At 33.8% G+C, this 19,010-nt stretch carries 23 protein-coding genes; 9 read left to right on the top strand and 14 right to left on the bottom strand.

What is annotated here, in order from left to right; all coding sequences use genetic code 11:
- Window positions 1-34: 34 nt before the first annotated feature.
- From D1606_RS05015 to mce, 4 genes are all read right to left on the bottom strand, one after another.
- Complete coding sequence (locus tag D1606_RS05015) at window positions 35-520, bottom strand: chemotaxis protein CheW (protein WP_119414924.1); 486 nt, start codon at window positions 518-520, stop codon at window positions 35-37.
- Between the two features lie 27 nt (window positions 521-547).
- Window positions 548-1,669, bottom strand: coding sequence for a M20/M25/M40 family metallo-hydrolase (locus D1606_RS05010; protein ID WP_119414923.1), 1,122 nt, complete (start codon window positions 1,667-1,669; stop codon window positions 548-550).
- A gap of 482 nt (window positions 1,670-2,151) precedes the next feature.
- Entirely contained in the window at window positions 2,152-3,705 is a 1,554-nt protein-coding gene (locus D1606_RS05000) for an acyl-CoA carboxylase subunit beta (RefSeq protein ID WP_119414921.1), read from the bottom strand.
- Window positions 3,706-3,713: 8 nt separating this feature from the next.
- Window positions 3,714-4,124: a methylmalonyl-CoA epimerase gene (gene mce, locus D1606_RS04995; protein WP_119414920.1), complete on the bottom strand. Its 411-nt coding sequence runs from the start codon at window positions 4,122-4,124 to the stop codon at window positions 3,714-3,716.
- A gap of 95 nt (window positions 4,125-4,219) precedes the next feature.
- On the opposite strand from mce, the gene prli42 reads away from it, so the two are divergent.
- Both prli42 and D1606_RS04985 read left to right on the top strand, forming a co-directional pair.
- Entirely contained in the window at window positions 4,220-4,345 is a 126-nt protein-coding gene (gene prli42, locus D1606_RS04990) for a stressosome-associated protein Prli42 (protein WP_255416300.1), read from the top strand.
- 164 nt (window positions 4,346-4,509) lie between these two features.
- Window positions 4,510-4,803 carry a transposase gene (locus D1606_RS04985; protein ID WP_119414918.1) on the top strand — a complete coding sequence of 98 codons (294 nt, stop codon included), beginning with the start codon at window positions 4,510-4,512 and terminating at the stop codon, window positions 4,801-4,803.
- Between the two features lie 6 nt (window positions 4,804-4,809).
- Here the strand turns inward: D1606_RS04985 and D1606_RS18935 are convergent, their stop codons facing one another.
- From D1606_RS18935 to D1606_RS04975, 3 genes are all read right to left on the bottom strand, one after another.
- Window positions 4,810-4,986 carry a hypothetical protein gene (locus tag D1606_RS18935; RefSeq protein WP_164489556.1) on the bottom strand — a complete coding sequence of 59 codons (177 nt, stop codon included), beginning with the start codon at window positions 4,984-4,986 and terminating at the stop codon, window positions 4,810-4,812.
- Window positions 4,987-5,154: 168 nt separating this feature from the next.
- Complete coding sequence (locus tag D1606_RS04980) at window positions 5,155-5,481, bottom strand: hypothetical protein (protein WP_119414917.1); 327 nt, start codon at window positions 5,479-5,481, stop codon at window positions 5,155-5,157.
- Between the two features lie 126 nt (window positions 5,482-5,607).
- Window positions 5,608-5,991 carry a YhfM domain-containing protein gene (locus tag D1606_RS04975; protein ID WP_119414916.1) on the bottom strand — a complete coding sequence of 128 codons (384 nt, stop codon included), beginning with the start codon at window positions 5,989-5,991 and terminating at the stop codon, window positions 5,608-5,610.
- 181 nt (window positions 5,992-6,172) lie between these two features.
- Between D1606_RS04975 and D1606_RS04970 the strand changes: the two genes are divergently transcribed.
- Window positions 6,173-6,535: a VOC family protein gene (locus D1606_RS04970; protein WP_119414915.1), complete on the top strand. Its 363-nt coding sequence runs from the start codon at window positions 6,173-6,175 to the stop codon at window positions 6,533-6,535.
- Between the two features lie 185 nt (window positions 6,536-6,720).
- Window positions 6,721-7,347, top strand: a complete 627-nt coding sequence (locus tag D1606_RS04965) for a nitroreductase family protein (protein ID WP_119414914.1) — start codon at window positions 6,721-6,723, stop codon at window positions 7,345-7,347.
- A 50-nt stretch (window positions 7,348-7,397) separates the two neighbouring features.
- On the opposite strand, the gene D1606_RS04960 is transcribed toward D1606_RS04965, so the two are convergent.
- On the bottom strand, window positions 7,398-9,230 hold the full coding sequence (locus tag D1606_RS04960) for a DNA ligase D (protein WP_119414950.1): 1,833 nt from the start codon (window positions 9,228-9,230) through the stop codon (window positions 7,398-7,400).
- 109 nt (window positions 9,231-9,339) lie between these two features.
- Here D1606_RS04960 and ku point away from each other — a divergent pair, with 109 nt between their 5' ends.
- The gene (gene ku / locus D1606_RS04955; RefSeq protein ID WP_119414913.1) at window positions 9,340-10,164 is read left to right on the top strand and encodes a non-homologous end joining protein Ku; all 825 of its coding nucleotides are present in this window, start codon (window positions 9,340-9,342) and stop codon (window positions 10,162-10,164) included.
- A 129-nt stretch (window positions 10,165-10,293) separates the two neighbouring features.
- Here ku and D1606_RS04950 read toward each other — a convergent pair whose 3' ends face one another.
- The 5 genes from D1606_RS04950 to D1606_RS04930 form a co-directional block, all read right to left on the bottom strand.
- Window positions 10,294-10,686 carry an NUDIX domain-containing protein gene (locus D1606_RS04950; protein WP_119414912.1) on the bottom strand — a complete coding sequence of 131 codons (393 nt, stop codon included), beginning with the start codon at window positions 10,684-10,686 and terminating at the stop codon, window positions 10,294-10,296.
- Between the two features lie 386 nt (window positions 10,687-11,072).
- Entirely contained in the window at window positions 11,073-11,357 is a 285-nt protein-coding gene (locus tag D1606_RS04945) for a non-canonical purine NTP pyrophosphatase (protein ID WP_119414911.1), read from the bottom strand.
- Window positions 11,344-11,529 carry a hypothetical protein gene (locus tag D1606_RS04940; protein WP_119414910.1) on the bottom strand — a complete coding sequence of 62 codons (186 nt, stop codon included), beginning with the start codon at window positions 11,527-11,529 and terminating at the stop codon, window positions 11,344-11,346. Before D1606_RS04940 ends, D1606_RS04945 begins: the two co-directional genes overlap by 14 nt.
- An 18-nt stretch (window positions 11,530-11,547) precedes the next feature.
- Window positions 11,548-12,072: a P-loop nucleotide/nucleoside kinase family protein gene (locus D1606_RS04935; RefSeq protein WP_119414909.1), complete on the bottom strand. Its 525-nt coding sequence runs from the start codon at window positions 12,070-12,072 to the stop codon at window positions 11,548-11,550.
- Window positions 12,073-12,403: 331 nt separating this feature from the next.
- Window positions 12,404-13,180 carry a class I SAM-dependent methyltransferase gene (locus D1606_RS04930; RefSeq protein ID WP_119414908.1) on the bottom strand — a complete coding sequence of 259 codons (777 nt, stop codon included), beginning with the start codon at window positions 13,178-13,180 and terminating at the stop codon, window positions 12,404-12,406.
- 219 nt (window positions 13,181-13,399) lie between these two features.
- Between D1606_RS04930 and D1606_RS04925 the strand changes: the two genes are divergently transcribed.
- From D1606_RS04925 to D1606_RS04910, 4 genes are all read left to right on the top strand, one after another.
- Window positions 13,400-13,858 carry a VOC family protein gene (locus D1606_RS04925; protein ID WP_119414907.1) on the top strand — a complete coding sequence of 153 codons (459 nt, stop codon included), beginning with the start codon at window positions 13,400-13,402 and terminating at the stop codon, window positions 13,856-13,858.
- A 233-nt stretch (window positions 13,859-14,091) separates the two neighbouring features.
- Complete coding sequence (locus D1606_RS04920) at window positions 14,092-14,373, top strand: hypothetical protein (RefSeq protein WP_119414906.1); 282 nt, start codon at window positions 14,092-14,094, stop codon at window positions 14,371-14,373.
- A 593-nt stretch (window positions 14,374-14,966) separates the two neighbouring features.
- On the top strand, window positions 14,967-16,526 hold the full coding sequence (locus tag D1606_RS04915; RefSeq protein ID WP_119414905.1) for a lipase family alpha/beta hydrolase: 1,560 nt from the start codon (window positions 14,967-14,969) through the stop codon (window positions 16,524-16,526).
- Between the two features lie 540 nt (window positions 16,527-17,066).
- Window positions 17,067-17,609, top strand: a complete 543-nt coding sequence (locus D1606_RS04910) for an SMI1/KNR4 family protein (protein WP_119414904.1) — start codon at window positions 17,067-17,069, stop codon at window positions 17,607-17,609.
- Window positions 17,610-17,971: 362 nt separating this feature from the next.
- Here D1606_RS04910 and D1606_RS04905 read toward each other — a convergent pair whose 3' ends face one another.
- The gene (locus tag D1606_RS04905) at window positions 17,972-18,988 is read right to left on the bottom strand and encodes an aromatic acid exporter family protein (protein WP_119414903.1); all 1,017 of its coding nucleotides are present in this window, start codon (window positions 18,986-18,988) and stop codon (window positions 17,972-17,974) included.
- Window positions 18,989-19,010 lie beyond the last annotated feature (22 nt).

Raw genomic sequence — 19,010 nt, 5'->3', positions numbered from 1 at the left:
TGTTCTCTAATACGCTCTATTTTTGATTTGAATTTTATACCATTGCTTGCAGTTCTTCTTCAGTTAGAGAATTCATGTATTCTTTCAATTCCTTAATACCATCTAATGTATTCACTAATACATCAGGTGATACAATTGTAATCATTCGATTCTCTAAATTAGCCACTGCACTAAAATATTGTGTTTTTGCATAATTTACAAGTCCAATTTGTTTAAGCTTATCTTCTTCTATATCTAAAATCTCTTTTGCTTCCAAGACTAAAAGTCCATATACAAAGTCTTCAGTTTGAAGAATAATGATTTTAGCATCCGATGAATTGGCTTTGCGATTATATAAAATTTGTTCAAAATCAAGAATTGGTAGTAGTTCGTTACGAACTTTAATTAAACCTAATACATAATCAGGCATATGTGGAATTCGGTTTACTTTTTCAAATTTTTCAATTGATACTACTTTTTCAACAGGAACTGCATATTCCTCTTGTCCGCTTCTAAAAACAACAACTTTCGTACTTGGCATAAATTCACACTCTCTTCATAGATAAAATTATTTTACTTTAGCTGAGCATTTTACAATCTCAACTAATAAATCGGCTAATTTTTCTAATTCTTCAACAGGAATTCGTTCTTCTGTTGTGTGGATTTTTTCATAACCTACTGCCAAGTTAACTGTTGGGATACCATATCCAGCGATTACGTTTGCATCACTACCGCCACCAGATTGTACTAATTTTGGTTCACGGCTGATATTTTTTGCTGCTTCTTGTGCAACTTTAACGACTAAATCATCTGGGCCAAAGTGGAAACCAGGATACATACGTTTTACTTCAACTTCTGCTTCTCCGCCCATTTCTTTCGCTGCAGATTCAAAAGCTTCTTTCATATGTTTTTCTTGAGCAACAAGTTTTGCTTCGTTCAATGAGCGACATTCAGATAAAACAGAAACTTCATCACATACGATATTTGTTGCTTTACCGCCTTCAAAACGACCAATATTGGCAGTTGTTTCAGAGTCAATGCGTCCCAATTTCATGCGTGCTACTGCTTTTGCAGCGATTGTGATTGCTGAAATTCCTTTTTCAGGTTCTACTCCTGCATGTGCAGTTTTACCTTTGATTGTTGTGAAAATTTTTGTTTGGAAAGGTGCAGCTGTTACGATTTCGCCGACTTTACCATCTGAATCGACAGCAAATCCATATTTTGCATATACTTTTTCATGGTCTAATTCTTTTGCACCTTCAAGACCTGATTCTTCACCAGCAGTAATCACATATTGAATATCGCCATGTTCGATTTTTTCTTCTTTTAATCGTTTAGCTAGTTCTAATAATCCTGCAAGTCCTGCTTTGTCATCAGAGCCAAGGATTGTTGTGCCATCTGAGTAAATATATCCGTCTTCTTTAATAATCGGTTTAATACCTACACCTGGTACTACTGTATCCATATGAGATGTAAAGTAAATTGGTTGAACATCTTTTAATGTACCTTTAAGTGTGGCGATTAAGTTACCAGATGCATGACCGTTACGGCTAGCTGCATCATCTTCATAAACGTCGAAACCTAATGCTTCTAATTTACTTTTTAATACAGGTGAAATTTTTTCTTCATGATAAGTTTCTGAATCAATTTGTACTAATTCTAAAAACTCTTCTACGATACGACTTGGCATCATTCAAGACTCCTTTATATATGGTAGTATTGCTACCTTATTCCTTCACAATTTTATCACAAAAAGCTAAGAAATCATCTATCTGTTGCTTTATATATTGAAGTTTGTAATTTTTTCACACTTTTAAGGATATCTTAGAGTCTTAAATGGTCCGAACGAGTTGACTTTTGGGGGCTTATTTATTGAGGATTGAGTTGTTTTTGAAGTTGCTTTTAAGTGACTTAAATTGTCAGGAAAAATTGAATTTTGGGTACTTATTTATTGAGTTTATTTTTGGGAGTATCTTTTTAAGACTTGAATTGTCCGGAACGTGGATTCAGTTTGTTTTTGCGTGGATTGAGTCCGAAACTACGTGGATTACTCTTAATTTCCCGTGGATTGGATCCTATTTCCCGTGGATTGGACCAAAATATTCGTGAATATGACCTATATGATTCCAAAAGAAAAACGCCTCATGACCTGAGGCGTTTTGTACTTTTACCTTACAAAGGAATATTCCCGTGTTTTTTATAAGGTCTTGATTCTTTTTTCGTACGTAGCATTTCAAGTGATTGCATTAGTTTGATACGAGTTTCTCGAGGATCGATGACATCGTCTACTAAGCCGTGAGATGCTGCAACATATGGATTTGCAAATTTTTCTTTATATTCTTCAATTTTTTGAGCACGTGTAGCCTCAGGATCTGCTGATTTTGCAATTTCACCTGCATGGATGATATTTGCTGCACCAGATGCACCCATTACTGCGATTTCAGCGTTTGGCCATGCATATACCATATCTGCCCCAATAGATTTAGAGTTAAGAGCAACATACGCACCGCCATAAGCTTTACGAAGAATAACTGTAATTTTCGGAACAGTTGCTTCTGAATAAGCAAATAGGATTTTTGCACCGTGACGGATGATTCCGCCGTGTTCTTGTTTAACACCTGGGAAGAAGCCTGAAACGTCTTCGAAAGTAATAATCGGTACGTTGAAAGAATCACAAGTACGAACAAAGCGAGCAAGTTTATCAGAAGAATTGATATCTAAACCGCCAGCAAGTACTTTTGGTTGGTTACAAACTAGACCAACTGATTCTCCGTCAATTCGTGCAAAACCAACGACAATATTTTTTGCAAAGTCTTTTTGAACTTCCATAAAGGAATCTTTATCTACTACTTGTTCAATAACTTTACGTACGTCATATGCTTTTGTTTGGTCGACAGGTACAAGATCCAATAATTCAGAACGGAAGTTGTCATCTTCTTCTTTTTCAACTTTCACAACTGGAGCTTTTTCCGTATTGTTTTGTGGTAAGTAGCTAAGCAATTGTTTGATTTGTTCAATTGCTGTTTCTTCATCTGCTGCACGGAAATGTGCATTACCACTTACAGAGTTGTGAACTTTTGCACCACCAAGACCTTCAGATGAAATTTTTTCACCTGTAACTGTTTCGATAACTTTTGGTCCAGTGATGAACATTTGTGATGTTTTATCAACCATTAGGATAAAGTCAGTGATTGCTGGAGAATAAACAGCACCACCTGCACATGGTCCCATGATTACAGAGATTTGTGGAATTACACCCGAATAGATGGAGTTTCTATAGAAAATGTGACCGTAGCCGTCAAGAGATAATACGCCTTCTTGAATACGAGCGCCACCTGAATCATTAATACCAATAAATGGAGCTCCGTTTTTAGCTGCTAAATCCATAACATTCGCAATTTTCTGAGCGTGCATTTCCCCAAGTGCACCACCGAACACTGTAAAGTCTTGTGAGAATAGGTAGACAGGACGACCATTTACTTTACCATAACCAGTAACAACCCCATCACCAGGTCCCTCTTTCTTATCCATACCAAAATCTACTGTACGGTGTTTTACGAAAGGATTGATCTCAACGAAAGTTCCTTCGTCTAGTAATAAGTCGATACGTTCACGAGCTGTCAATTTACCTTTGTTATGTTGCTTTTCGATTCTGGCTTCACCACCGCCAAGTTCGATTTCACTTTTACGATCATACAATTCATTGATTTTATCGTACATATCCATTTAACTGATTACTCCTTTGTTTGACTTCTATCTACTAATTCGTAAAGTACTCCATATGATGATTTAGGGTGAATGAAAACAACCTTTGCTCCACCCGCTCCAATTTTAGGTTCTTCAGATAACAGGCGAGCTCCTTCTTCACGCATTCTAGCCATTTCTTGTTCTATATCAGTAACGGCTAGTGCTATATGATGGATGCCTTCACCACGCTTTTCCAAATATTTATAGATAGCGCTTTCTTTTGTGAGTGGTTCTAACAGTTCAATATGTGTGTTTCCCGCATCGATAAATGCAACTTTTACTTTCTCAGACTCTACTTCTTCTACATTGATTAGCTTCATACCTAACACATTTGTATAATATGTAACGCGTTCATCTAAGTCCTTGACCGCTATACCAATATGATCAACATTCTCCATTAGTCCCCCAACTCCTTCTATGTTGTATAACACAATTGTACATAAATTTTTCAGAAAACTCTAGTACTTGTTAAATAAAATATATTTGATAAAATATTTTTAAAGAAAAAAAGGAGAGAACGAGAATGAGCAATAAGAAAATCCAGAAAATTGTTGTAATATTGATGGCAGCCATTATGGTCCTTTCAATGTTAACTTTCGGTTTAGCAATGATTAATTAGTAAATTCAGCAGATCTATCTAACCTATAATGGGTCTGCTGTAATATTTCTGTCATTGCTAAATCTAAAAACAATGTTTAAAATCCCGTACTATTTTCGTATAAACTACTTCTAGAAAGGAAATAAATTGTTTTAACAACTTTTTTCTGATAGGAGCTAGTTCTTATGAAAGTATTACTTATTATTTCCAGCATTGTCTTACCACTTGTTATGTTCTTCCTACAATTAAAAATAAAAACTTTCCGTTTCATTTTTAATATACTTGCTTTAATAGCTATTGTTATTTTTGGTGATATTGCTTCGACTTCTATTTATCAAATTATTAAAGAAAATGCCGTATTTATGACTACCATCCATGCTATTTTCTTAAATCCATTTTTCTTAGCCACTGGTGGATATCTAGGTATATATTTCATATACAGATTAATCTTACTTACAATTGAAGAAACAAAAGATTGAAGCCATTTAAGTATTTTTTTCTTGTTTAAGCTTTACGTAATAGAACAACCAAACCATCCAGACAATAATATATATACTAATAGCCACTATTTCTACAATTAGTACTAACCACCAAGACCAATTGAGAACACCTACTAATTTCAGTACGATTAAAATAATAGTCAAAAATTCCGTAAATCCCAATTGCCTCACCTTTCGTTTATAATCTTCGTATTACTTTTTCCTTTATGTTGCCTTTTTATGTATTTTTATAATTTAAAAATGAAATTACTGCGATATAGAGCAGACATTTATTATAGAAAGAAAGGGCTATCCCTGAAGTTTTTTTCTTATGGGATAACCCTAACATAATTATTTCACTAATTTTAACTCTTCAACCGATTCTCTCACAACTCTCAAAATTTCGATATAATAGTCTTTGTGTTGATTACATAAACGAGTATTTTCATCGAGGTGAGCAATTTCTTGATCGATTTCATTGATCATATCATTCATAATCAGTTGAGTCATGCCACTACTCGTTTTGCCATAAGCATTCACTAGTATTTGTCTTTTTTGAGCCAAAAATCTTTGGCGGTCGAATGATTGAATAGAGTCTTCATCAAATTGTTGAATTTTACTTACAATTTCATCCATAACTACTGTAGCTGTATCTTTTGTTTGTCGTTCTTCTACCAATTTACTCCCCTCCTACTAAATTTAAATCTAGTATTAGATTATTTAATTGATAGAAGATTTATGATAAAAAATTTTCAGAAGGATAAAAATTAACACTAGCTTCTAATTGCAATATAGAAGTACGTCTTAAAGGTTTTCAATTACTTCTCTTAACTTTTTAGCCGAATCAATTTTATAGATAGTATTAGTATCTTTTATATTCATAATCGTTGCCGTATCATCACTATTCATCCACAAGAAATATTCCGTATCCTTTAACTTAATCTTATATTGTGGAGAACCAATATCTACGATTCCTTCTATTTTTTTAGCTCTGTTCAATGCATTTTGAATAATGTGGATTTGTTCATCATTTGAAATAGTCTTTAGAGAATTAGGTTTTACTTTCGAAAAATCAATTGTTTCCTGAATTTCAACGCTCTTTACAACTTCTGATGAATTTTTTTCAGTATTACAAGCAACTAAACTTAAACAGCAAATAAGAATGAATAGGTACCCTTTTACATTCATCCTTTACACCTCCTCTTTATTAAGACGGATAATAATTAAATTAGTTACATTTTATTACATATTATATATTTATTTTTTTGCAACACAAAATTCTTAAAATAGAATTTTGTATGATTAAAGGTATTTGAAATATCATTAGAGAAATTTACACATAGCGACTATTAAAAAGGAGTGTTGAAACATGGAACTATCACTTTGCATGATTTCTATCAAAGTAAATGATGTAGAAAAGGCAGTTAAATTTTATTGTGATGGATTAGGCTTTAACTTAGAAAAAAATTATGGTGAGAATATTGTAGAATTGAGTTTTGATGGTCACTCCATCATTCTAGAAAAAGCAGAAAAAGAAAATACACTCAATTATTTTGAAAATGCCCAAACGGTTTTAGGAATCCGCTCAAACGATTTACCCGCTGATATGAAGGAATTGCAAGAAAGAGGCATTGAATTATTGTTTAAAGAACCACAAAAATGTCCTCCAGGTATTTTCAATGTAATTCAAGATCCTTTTGGAAATCATATTGAAATTTTAGAATTCCAATAGATTTTCATCCTAAACTCATTCATACATTCAAGCATAATTTTAAGTGATTATGCTTTTTATTATTTCAAAAATTCACTTTCTATATAAACAATTCTAATTTATATTAGTTTGAGCAACTTACTTGGATTTTAAAAGGGAATGTCGTATAGTAGAATCTCAACATGATAGATTAAGGAGCGTAAAAAATGACACTAACACAAAGTACTTTAAATAAAGTAATGCACGAAAGAAAATCCGTACGTAAATATGATCCTCAATTCAAAATTCCACAATCTCAATTAGAGGAACTTTTAACAGAAGCCGCAACTGCACCATCATCAAGTAACCTACAACCTTGGCGTTTTTTAGTCATTCAAGATGACCAAGTAAAAAAAGAATTACGACAAATTTCAAATAACCAAGAACAAGTAGAAACTGCCTCAGCTATTATTGCTGTTTTGGGCGACATCGAAATGTTTAAAAATACAGAGGAAATTTATAACCAAAATTTCGAATCAGGTTATATGGATGAAACTGTAAAAAATAAAATGATTGAAAGCAATTTGAAGCTATATTCAAACCTTCCAGAAGAAATATTAACAAACATCGCTACTTTTGATGCTGGCTTAATTTCTATGCAAATTATGCTTCTTGCAAAAGATATGGGATACGATACAGTTCCAATGGGTGGATTTAATAAAAATGCCTTTGCTGAAAAATTCGAATTACCAAATCATATTAAACCAATCTTACTTATTGCGATCGGTAAAGCAGCTTCACCTGCTCATGGTACTTCCCGTCTACCATTAGATAAAATTGCTAAATTCATCTAACATTCACTAACAAAAGGAGCACTCCATTATTGGAGTGCTCCTTTTTCATTTCAATTATTCTGTAACTGCTGAAGAACTTTATTTAGCGATTGCTCATTTTCTACAACTACGTCTCTAAATGGAAGGAATGGATTCCCCTGTTCCTTAATACGTGCTAGAACATTTGGGATTGAAAATATTTGAGGTTTTAGCGAACGGTTCACTTCATCCCAATGTAAAGGTGTTGCAATTAGTCCCTGAGCATTTCCCCTCGGTGAGTAGGGTGCAACGATTGTCTTTCCTTCACGATGTTGAACATAGTCTAAGTAAAGCTTGTTATGACGATTCTTTTTTAAGCGCTCGATAGTAAACCATTTTGGATTTTGTTCGACCAAAAAATCACATACAAATTTTGTGAATAATCCTGTCTGTTCATATGAAAAGGTATCTTTTGGTATTGGAATATAAATTTGCATACCTTTACCGCCTGATGTTTTGATAAACGACTTTAACTCAAACTGATCAAAAATAGCTTTTAGTTGAAGAGCTGCTTCAACTGCTAAAGAAAATTCATCAACTGAAGGTGGATCTAGATCAAACACAATTTCCGTAGGATAAACCGTCTGAATAGGTTGGAACGGGATATGAAACTCGATAGCCAACTGATTGCCCAACCATAAAAGTGTTTCAATATTGTTGCAAAGGATAAAGTGCGTATCATCTACCAATGCTGTAGAAACAAAATCAGGCACTTTTTCCGGACTACTCTTTTGGTAAAAGCTCTCACCGGGTACACCATGCGGATAACGAATAAGTGTTAATGGTCTATTACGAAGAAAGGATAACATTAATGGCGCTACACTTTGTAAATAATAAAGATAATCTTCTTTAACTATCCCTATAGATTGGAAAATGGGCTTATCAGGATGCGTAATTTGAACAGATTCAGGTATCGGTTTAAGTTGATGTAGCATCTTTTCCCAAGTACATTCTTCTGGTTCAACATTAAGTTTAAATGTATGAAATCTTGGTTCCCTCAACATTCCCCCAAGAAAATCAATACAAGCAATTTCTACACAAAAAGATGGCGCTAACTCCCATACTTCGTTCTTTAACTTAGTCCCACTGTCTTCAAATAACTTCTTTAATACATTGAACTCTTCTTCTTTTAAACCATGACGAAATAAAACAACTTCAACAAGAGCATCATCCTGATATACGGCTCCAGTAAAGTAGCCATTCTTCTTATCAAATTTGGTTACTATAACTGTTACGTAAAACCAATTTTTTATTTTTAACCAATTGGTCGTTCTAGTACCACTCATCCAAGTACTTTTTCTTTTTTTCGCTATAAGACCTTCTCCGTTATGAATCTTTATAATTGTCCACAACTTACTGGCATCCAAAAAATCATCAATCAGTTGAACTCGTCTTTTGTCTTCATAATTAATAGAAGTTGGGATGTTCACACTCCCACATAATTCCTTTAATAATTCCTTTCTTTCTATCAATTCTAAATTTGTTACATCCTCCCCTTTTCGTTCTAGAAGATCAAACACGACGTAATGACACGGAAATTGATGAGCGTTTTTATTAATGGAATTTTGACTTTTCAATCTCCCACGAAGTTGCACGACTGAAAATTGACTTTTGAAATTATTGGATAAGGATACTAATTCTCCGTCTACTTTTAGTGGCAAATAAGAACTTATTTGATCTTTTATTTCTTGTAAATAATCTAGTATTTCTGGAAAGTGAGGATTTAAATTTTTTCCATTTCGACTGATTAAAACAGGTTCATCTACCCATTCTAATATACAGCGAAATCCATCATATTTTGTTTCATAGATCCAATCCTCTCCACTAGGTATTTCATCTGATTGAGTTAATAACATCGGTTTCAACATCCATCCAACCTTCACGCTTTTTTAATAGCTTTTGAACAATTCGAATATCTAATACATAAAAACAACTAATGTCTTCAATAATAAGGAAAAGAAGGTGAGTGAAAATATGCATACAGTTTGGAAAGGTAGTATCAGCTTTGGTTTAGTCAACATTCCGATTAAATTACATGCTGCTACTGAAAATAAGGATGTAAAGTTACGTCAACTGCATAAAGAATGCCATACACCTATTAGTTATAAAAAGGTATGTGAAAGTTGCGGCAAAGAAGTGGAAGAAGCGGATATCGTTAAAGCTTACGAGTATACAAAAAACAAATTTGTCGTATTAGATGCAGAGGACTTAGAAAATTTGAGGAAAGAAAATGAAGATAAAGCTGTTGAAATTATCGATTTTGTTAAACTAGAAGAAATCGATCCCATCTATTTTGAAAGAAGCTATTATATCTCTCCAGATGCAACAGGTTCAAAAGCCTATACGCTTCTACGTAAGACACTAGAGGATTCCGGGAAAATTGGCGTAGCTAAGATTATTATTCGCTCAAAAGAACAATTAGCTGCCCTACGTGTTTATAAAAATACTTTAGTAATGGAAACCATCCATTATCCAGATGAAGTCCGAAGCATTAGCGATGTACCAAATATACCTTCCGAACAAATAGTTGTGGAAAAAGAACTTGAAACGGCATTGATGCTCGTTGATCAACTAACCACAACATTTGATCCGGATAAATATACAGATGATTATAGAACTGCTCTCTTAGACTTAATCGAAGAGAAAAAAGCCGAAAACACAGTTACAGCTAATAATGTAGAAAAAGAACTCCCTGATAACGTGACAGATCTAATGAGCGCACTCCAAGCATCATTGAAAAAGACAAAGAAAAAAACGCCAAGAAAACGGACAAAGACTTTAAAAGAAAAGACATCTTAAAGATAATTTGAAACTTCAATCAGTTTTTGAATCACCGTATAGAAAAAGCCAACGTTGAAGTGAAGTGCACCCAAAACGTTGGCTTTCCATCTATTCAAGAACTGTTAGTTAGCATATTGACCACTCTTTCTACATTTCTACTATCGATTTTTTCAACTCTTCAGGAACTAACTCTATATGTTGAATTTCAGAAATAGGAACCCATGTTGGTTGATAAATATTATTTTCTGAACTTCTCTCTTTTTCTTCTCCATGAATTTCAAATTCACTTTTCTCAAACAGCTCTGTTAGAAAGTAAACTTCTTTCTTCGTCGTTTGAAATTCAACAAATGTTGTAAGATCTTGAGGTGATAATTTTAAATTAATTTCTTCATGAGTTTCACGAATAGCTGCTTCTAATGCACTTTCGTTCTCTTCAACCGTTCCACCAGGATTAACCCAATACTCACGTCCGTTTTTTAGTCTATGAATAAGTAGTACTTCTTTTTCCTTTGGGTTATAAATAACTGTTCCTGCTCGCATGGATTTAATCTTGTCCTTTCGTGTTAACTTGCTATTGTTATATTTTTAGAGTTTGTAAGACGAATTTGACGATTTCCTTATAAAAATCATTATTCATATATTGCTTCCTTAGCACTCAATTCACTATAAAATTTGTTGAACTCCTCAGAATAGTGTAATGATGCTAATGGTCTTCCTGTGATTCTCGCACTTGAGGCAGGCGTTTTAAATATACACTCTTGAACATACAATCCCTTATTAATAATTTTATCTCCAAAAGCAATAACATAGGAAGTTATAATTGTCCCTGTTCCAGTCTTATTTTCGCCGATTAGATTAGTGTAATGTTCAATAATTTCCTCATCTGTTGCATATGGTCCGATTATTCTTCTTATATATGCACCAGGCTATTCTGACTTTGGAAGAAAATCTAAAAATAATCCTTCATCAGTTGCGATTACTGGATATGTCACCTCCATACTACCAGTCAGGGCTTTCGTTTGAGCATTTTTTTCAATATTTGATCCTTCATTACTATTCGATATGTTGTCTATCAAAATCAGTTCAAGGTTTTCGATTTTCTTTAATGTCCTTTTGAATTCTTCATATTTTCCAATGTTTGAAGTGACTAACCCTAATTTCATCATTTGCTCCTCTGCTGTTCTCTCTCTCTCTATTTTATATTCTTTCACCTTTAAACCTTACGATACCATCGCTTGTAACCTCTTTATAGTTTACTCTGATAGTATTCCCTGCAATTGTAACGTATTCTGACTGCATCATCAGTTGGACTGTTTCAAAATCGATCATTTCATCAAACGTTCCTTCCCCTATAACAATTAGTTCGACTTTAAAATTACGCATATGTATCACTACTCCTCGTTAACTATTAATATAATCTATAACTTCGTTAATATATGTATCTAATGATTTCCCACTATTTACCGAAAAGCATTTACAATTTAATGGTCTTTTACTACTTTTAAGCGTCCGATTAAATGTTTCTAGTGATTTCACCTCTGAAATTTGACTAACCATTTTATTCCTTGTTTTTAAACGCCTGTTTATTTCAACAAAATCATCGAGATAGCATTCAATATATTTATAATTAGCATTATATTTTTGAGTGATTATAGTCCCCTTATCGATCAATTCATCATACAAACAAGGACTATCGAGGATAACATTTCTTCCTTGTGATAAATAAAAATCTACTAACGCAAAATCAATATTATACGCGATTCCGCCTAGCGGTTTTCCATTAATCTCATCTTCGTTAATTGAATGTAATAATGCTGATTTCGTTACATCATGATCAATAATAATACAGTTAGTTCTATTAGCTATTTCTAAGGCTAATGTAGATTTACCCGATCCAGGAAACCCAGACATTTGAATAAAAAACATGTATAAATTCCTTTCTATCCCACACTTATTACTTCAAAAATTTAGTAATATTTCTTTCCTAGCTTACTAATTCAGCAAATGTATGTAAAAGAGCACCCATAAGGATGCTCTTAAACGAGTTAAAACTAATTATTAATGAATAAGCCTTTGACTGCATTTTAGTGGTATAGAGCCCTCGCATTGCTCATAAACCATATTCTTATAACAATCCCCATTATTTTATATTCTACATTTTGCGTGTAATTCCTCTTAAATATCTAAAAAGCCTAGTAGTAGTATAAATATTACAGTAAGTGGATTCATAAAGCTAAATGCCTGAAAGAATAAAAAGTTATTTAATAGCCATCCAAATCGTCCATCTATCCTTTTCGACAATGTTGGTCTCTATTGAGATTGACTGATTAATATGATTGGTCAACTTGTCTAATTCATTATTGTCTAATTCATGTAAAATACTTCTACCTGTTCTTTCTTTTAAATCATTTAGCAATTGCTCTTTGTTTTCGTAAACTTTTCGTGTTTCCCATAATTTAAGTTCCGTAACTTCTTTAAATCCAACTTCTTTTAGTTTTTCGATTACCAAATGACTATCATGTCTGCGTTTCGTTTCTTTTTCAACTAATTTTGGAAAGAGCTCAAAGAAATATCCTCTAATATTGCTATTAGTGCCTTCCAACAAACAATCTTCAGGGGTTCGATCTTGGATAATATAAAATCCGTTATCCTCCAACACTCTATACGCTTCTTTAAAACATGCATGTAAATCTTCAATATGATGAATCAATGCTCTTTCAAGTAGTAGATCAAAACTATTGTTATCTAAACCTGTCTCATAAGCATTGCCTTTCTTAAAAAATACGTTTTTATATTCTTTGCAATTTTCTCTTGCCCCTTCAAGTATGGGTTCAGAGAAATCTATGCCAGTGACAGAATCGACTCCCCTATCCGAAAGTGCCTTGCAGTAGATTCCTCCTCCACATCCAATATCTAAAGCTTTAGAAATATCCTTGATAGGAACAAGTTTACTTATTGCTTCAATCCATGAGTTGTGAGCATTTCTAGATGTATAAGAATCTCGAATTTCTTTATTATGAAAATCAATACCCATTCTTTAACATCACCCATCTCTTCTTTTGATTCATTACATTTCCATTTTACCCCATAATTATATATAAGTATAAGTTATGTTTTTTATATAAAGTAATAATTATTTCTTATTGCAATTCGATCAGTCATTATTTGTTCATCCCAAAGTTGTATGTTAACTGATTGAACTTACCTTTATACTCAAAATATACAAAATAATTTGAAAGAAGGTTGTGTTCCAATGATTAAAGGTTTATACGAAGCTCATTTACCAGTTAGTAATCTTCAAAAATCAATTGAGTTTTACCAAAATTTAGATTTAGAGATCGCATATCAATCAAAAAAGGTTGTATTTTTTTGGATTGAAAAGGGAAAGAGTTGGTTAGGTTTATGGGAAACTGATAAAGTGAACACCCCTTATCACCCATCGCTAAGACATGTTGCTTTTCAAATTGATAGAGACGATATGAATAACATTAAAAATTGGTTAGAGGAAAAAGGAATAGCAATAAGACCTGCTTTCGGGTTTTCCGGTGAAGAACAGCCGCTTGTATTAAATAATAATCCTCAAGCCCACGCAGCTATCTATTTTGAAGATCTAGATGGTAATAGTCTTGAATTTATATCTCCTTTAAGATTAGACTTTGAAGAAGCATTTGAAAAAATGACTTTAGAAGAATGGAATCGTACGCAGGAATAAAACAGTATGCATTTACTTTGTTTTATACAATGTTCATAATAGCAATCTTTATAATACAGCGTTCAGTCGGGAAATTTATAACAGCTTAGAATTCGATATAACATATTAGAAACTAATCCTTATAGATTCATAAACTAAATAGCTTGTAAAAATCCTCCATTTAAATATTTGGTTTAATATAATATAATAAAATTTTGTGTAAAGAATAATTTATTTATTAAGGTTGGCTGAAAATGATTAATGAAATTCAAAAAGACTTAAAAAAAGTAATTAGTTTATATCAAGAGAAACCATATCTTCCGTTCTGGGGAGAGCTATTCAAGATCACACAAGACTTAAAGAAAGTTACTCATTTAAAGAAACAGAAAATACTTTTATATGAAACCAACGAGTCAGTTCCAGTTTTTTATCAACCAGATGGCCGATTTTGCATTGCTGCACCTGGTCTCACTATTTTTTTAACACAAGAAGAATTCATCGATTCTTTGTTAAGAGGAATGTTTTGGCCTAAATAAAGGAAAAGCTTCTATATTATTTAAAGCTATTTCTCCATTAAGTATTTCAATATTTTCTTCTACATACTTCCTCGATACTATTATCATTCCCTACACTTTTATTCGTTTTATTATATTCATCTTATATTCATCTAAAAAATGAATGACATAGTGACATTTAATGAACAGCGTTTGATAAGATTGTCACCCACCAGATGATTATATCGATTTAATAAGTTATATAGCCTAGTACATTGGCGAATGCTGTCAAAATCGCAATACTCCTACGAACAGATTGCTTTGATCAGAGTAAGGGCATAGTCATCTGCTTCCAAAGTTAATAAAAATGTACCACTTGAAGTGTTTAAAAATGTGCTTCAAAATGTGATACATTTTTTATTTTGTTTTAATTTTAAAGTACATACAGTCTGTTTCTTTGTATGGAATTGTCGAACATATTCTTCCTTAGTCACAAAGCCTCCATCGGAATACAGGGTGCTTCACAATAATAGAAACCCAACTTAATATTCATTTTTACACATTTGGGAATATCAACTGTTTTCATCACGTAATTGTAGTAAAGTTCAAAAAAGAATTTGTAATGGAGGCGTTTAATGAGTCGATTGATGAAAAGGTTTTTAGTCTTTTTCTTATGTTTAATGGTTTTTACGCCATATGTTCTTTCTTTAGAAGTATCAGCCGGAAAGCTGAAGCCACCTGGTGAAACCTTCACCCCTGGAGAATGGTTCCTTGGTGACCGTCCACCGAATTACACTTCATCAAAACCACCGATTGTCTTTGTCCAAGGGAAGAATGGCAGCTCAACAAGCTGGTATGGGGAAACAACTTATCACGGAGTTAATGACATATATACGAAAGCTTACGAAGCTGGATATCAGACTGTTTTCGTCCAGTTATATGACGCGGCAGGCAATGGTTCTGAAAATCAATACACAAATGGACGCCTACTAGCCTCCATGCTCGGAGAAATATCTCGACACTTTAATGGGCAGAAAGTGAATATCATCGCTCATAGTAAGGGTGGCCCTGATACTCAAGCAGCCCTTATACATTACGGAGCTCATTCATATGTCGGCAGGGTTATCACATTAGGATCACCTCATTATGGATCCGAATTAGCAGACCTTTCATATAGCTGGTATGCAGGATGGCTTGGGGAACTGCTCGGGCAAAATGATGCAGGTACCTATTCATTACAGGTTGGGGAAATGGCAAAATTCCGCTCCGTAACTGACAGCAATTCTAACCGCAGTAAAAATAAATACTATACGGTAGCTGGAACAAACAAAGGACCGGCCCTTTCTGCACTATCCCTCGGTGGAGCCTATTTATCTATCTATGGGGCAAATGACGGACTCGTTACAGAGACCAGCGCAAAGCTGCCTTATGGCACACACTTATTCACCGATAGCACAATTGATCATGATAATATCCGTCAAGGTTCCAAAGTTTTTTCTAGGATTGAACCTTATTTACGCAGTGCTACCGTCAGCCAATTGTCCACTAATAACGAAACATCGAGTCAAACAGACGCGGCTATCCACAGTGAATCCTCCAACTATATCACGGGAGGCAAGCTATCAGATAACCAAATCACCAAAAAAGAAATCTATGTTCCTGCCAAAACAAATGGCACTATCTCCGTCTATACAGCCAGCAATGATACGACTGTTGAGTTAGTTGCACCAGACGGAACAATTATGAAAGCTACAGGCCCAGTAAAAGATGAAATGATTCTCTCTGGCGCAAACGTTTATACATTCCAACCAGATGAACTCGTCGAAGGTTCCTGGACAGTACAAATGAAGGCAGCGAATGACAAGGATGCCTACTTACTAGTCTCCTCCTTTGATGAACCTGGGAAGCTGGAACTCGACATGGCTGGCAAAGGTAAGGCAGATCAAACATCATTCACCTTAAAAACGCCAAAGCAAGCAGGAACAACAAAACTTTCCTTCAAATTCAAAGATCCGAATGGAAAGGAACTAAAGCAAACGATTAATCCTAAGAGCACAAACGGAACCAAGTTCACCTCCAAGCTACCGAAAGTTTCAAAACCCGGCGTATATAACATGACTGTTGACATGAAAACAAAACACCCGAATGGCAAAGAATCAATCTGGACTTTGGTTCGCTCAGTTTATATTGAATAGATAGGCAAAAAGAGCCCTCTTATGAATATAAGAGGGCTTGTTTATGGTGTTAAAAAGGACTAGCGATAAATATAGAAGCGTAAGATTAAGCATTTTTGGAATCACTATGCCGAGGAAAATGTGAATATATGGAATATCTAAATTCAAAAGGTATTATAAGAGATATTACCATCAAAATGACAGCGGTGTTAGAAAGAAATTAGGGCTATACCCGATGGAACATATACTTTATTAAATAATAAATTAGTTAAATTCCCCAATTAGATAAATGGTCTAAAAAAGTAGCTTCTAATATTCGCGCTGATTGGCAAAAAGGAGCAAATTACAATCGAGCTCCAGTAAAAAAATTAGAAATGAATACGAAAAGAAGTATAACGTGCAACCAGATTTGGCCAGGAGATAAAATTGACTTACATCATATAAAAACTGTAGCATATGGAGGAAGATCAAAATTAAATAATTGTATAGGAATTACTAGAAAAACATCAAAAAATCACCTCGAGGTTTGCTAATTATTAAATAGTCGGGAGGTAACAACATATGCCAGAAATCAAAAAAGTTTTAGACAATTTAAAAAGTAAATTAGATGAAAACTTTTCTCGATTAGATCCAGATGGCTTAATCGAACGTGATGGTACTGTTTTACGTGAAAAGTGTATTTTTAATCCCCCAGCAAAAGAAGAAGATATTCGTTCACTTGAGAAAGAATTAGGGATAAAAGCCCCGCAAGATTATAGGGAATTTCTATTGCTACATAATGGTATGACACTTTTCAAAAGTTATCTTATGGAATTTAAATTTTTTAGTCTAGACGAAATTCGTGAAGGATTTAAAGATGTTCAAGAATTTAAGAAAGAAGAAGATCTAAAGACTACAAAAGATTATCCTATTGGAGAATTTCCAGATGTAGGATATATAATGGTGGACGCGCATAAGCTTAAAAAGCATTCTTCGCAAGGTGCAATTTATGTAGGACATATAATGCCTGAGGCAACAGAAGAATCGTTTGTAACTTTTGTTGAGAATGTTATAGAAAACACTGGAGAATTTTTTTGGGAAGATTCTAACCTTCCAGAATATTAATTATTTCATAATGATATAAAACACCAGGACTCTTATTTAGTGAGTATCTGGTGTTTGTTTAGCAGAGATAAGCTACAAGCATACTTTAATTATTAATAACGGTCTTGCAGTGGTACATGTGACTTATAGGGCGTGTGAAGTTATATGATGAATGAAGAACAAAAGAACAAATCCGTTAATCTATTTTAGTCTGCTTTAGAATTTTATTGTGGTGTAAGAGGAATAAGCCTGCCAAATCGTTAATTTTTTATCATATTCGATAGCTTAGGTGACTCATCTGAAATGGTGTTAAAAGCATATATTTACGCTTGTGCACCACCCGAAATGTTAATAACACACTTCAAAGTGATACATTTTTCAACTCAATTTTGGGAACTTCCCTGTTTTCTATCTTTTAATTTTCTTGCCAAACGCCGATATGATGGTCTTATTCCTTTAAAATCTTTCTTAATGACAAGGTATCGATCCATTTCTTCGATGAATTGGTATAGTGACGCCATGGCTAAGAACTTTTCGTGAGTTGTCGGCAATGGGAGCTTTGCAAATTCTATCCTTACATCTTCTAATTTACTACGGTATTTTTGAGTTGTATTACCTGAATGGACGTTTTCAGACAGCTCTTCCATAAAATCTGCTACAAGTTCCGCCTGTTCTACGATGACCGGTAAGTTTGTGATTTTCGGTAAAACTCTCTCAATTATTTCTAGTTGTCGTTCACGTATATCAAAATATTGATAATAGAGATTTTCATGTCTCGTCAGGTGATTTTCTACATCTTGATAAGCAAGTGCCTTACCTTTGTTGATGATTGTATCCGCTTCAACAAGTTCTTTACCATCCCAACTAGTGTCTCCATTACGCAAGTATTTTGTAATTTCCTTAAATATTTTGCTATATAATTCTTCTATTTTCAAACGGTATTCATCTAACTTAATTTGTATATCTGGCATATACATATTCACCGCTAAGGCCGTTCCGAAACCGATCAACATTAATAATAATTCATTTATCAACAAGCCCCATGTGAAATGGGCTGTAGAGAAAATATGTAAAATAATAACGACGGAGGATACAAAACCAGGTGTAACCTTTATCATAACGAGTATAGGCAAGAAGAATAGCACCATCAACCCTAGTATCCACGGGTGATAGCCTAATAATTCAAAGAAAGCAACGGACATGACAATACCTATTAATGTTGCCATAACCCTCGTATAAACTGCATGAATAGATTTACGCTTTGTTGGTTGAATACAAAGGATTGTTAAAATACCTGCTGATGAGAAAAAATCTAAATGACAATATTGTGCAATACCGATTGACAATCCTGCACCTAGTGCCGTTTTTAATATTCGATAGCCAATATGAAATTTTTTCACAGAAACCACCTCCTAAAAAAAG

It is taken from the genome of Rummeliibacillus sp. POC4 (genome assembly GCF_003576525.1).
Classification (GTDB): domain Bacteria; phylum Bacillota; class Bacilli; order Bacillales_A; family Planococcaceae; genus Rummeliibacillus.
This window is presented reverse-complemented; position numbering and strand designations above follow the sequence as displayed.

Coding starts and splice junctions, on each gene's coding strand:
- D1606_RS04910 (WP_119414904.1), top strand. CDS start 17,067: ATGCCAGAAATCAAAAAAGTTTTAGACAATTTAAAAAGTAAATTAGAT.
- mce (WP_119414920.1), bottom strand. CDS start 4,124: ATGGAGAATGTTGATCATATTGGTATAGCGGTCAAGGACTTAGATGAA.
- D1606_RS04970 (WP_119414915.1), top strand. CDS start 6,173: ATGGAACTATCACTTTGCATGATTTCTATCAAAGTAAATGATGTAGAA.
- D1606_RS04975 (WP_119414916.1), bottom strand. CDS start 5,991: ATGAATGTAAAAGGGTACCTATTCATTCTTATTTGCTGTTTAAGTTTA.
- D1606_RS05015 (WP_119414924.1), bottom strand. CDS start 520: ATGCCAAGTACGAAAGTTGTTGTTTTTAGAAGCGGACAAGAGGAATAT.
- D1606_RS04965 (WP_119414914.1), top strand. CDS start 6,721: ATGACACTAACACAAAGTACTTTAAATAAAGTAATGCACGAAAGAAAA.
- D1606_RS05000 (WP_119414921.1), bottom strand. CDS start 3,705: ATGGATATGTACGATAAAATCAATGAATTGTATGATCGTAAAAGTGAA.
- D1606_RS04940 (WP_119414910.1), bottom strand. CDS start 11,529: ATGCGTAATTTTAAAGTCGAACTAATTGTTATAGGGGAAGGAACGTTT.
- D1606_RS04915 (WP_119414905.1), top strand. CDS start 14,967: ATGAGTCGATTGATGAAAAGGTTTTTAGTCTTTTTCTTATGTTTAATG.
- ku (WP_119414913.1), top strand. CDS start 9,340: ATGCATACAGTTTGGAAAGGTAGTATCAGCTTTGGTTTAGTCAACATT.
- D1606_RS05010 (WP_119414923.1), bottom strand. CDS start 1,669: ATGCCAAGTCGTATCGTAGAAGAGTTTTTAGAATTAGTACAAATTGAT.
- D1606_RS04925 (WP_119414907.1), top strand. CDS start 13,400: ATGATTAAAGGTTTATACGAAGCTCATTTACCAGTTAGTAATCTTCAA.
- D1606_RS04985 (WP_119414918.1), top strand. CDS start 4,510: ATGAAAGTATTACTTATTATTTCCAGCATTGTCTTACCACTTGTTATG.
- D1606_RS04930 (WP_119414908.1), bottom strand. CDS start 13,180: ATGGGTATTGATTTTCATAATAAAGAAATTCGAGATTCTTATACATCT.
- D1606_RS04920 (WP_119414906.1), top strand. CDS start 14,092: ATGATTAATGAAATTCAAAAAGACTTAAAAAAAGTAATTAGTTTATAT.
- D1606_RS04935 (WP_119414909.1), bottom strand. CDS start 12,072: ATGTTTTTTATTCAAATGTCTGGGTTTCCTGGATCGGGTAAATCTACA.
- D1606_RS04950 (WP_119414912.1), bottom strand. CDS start 10,686: ATGCGAGCAGGAACAGTTATTTATAACCCAAAGGAAAAAGAAGTACTA.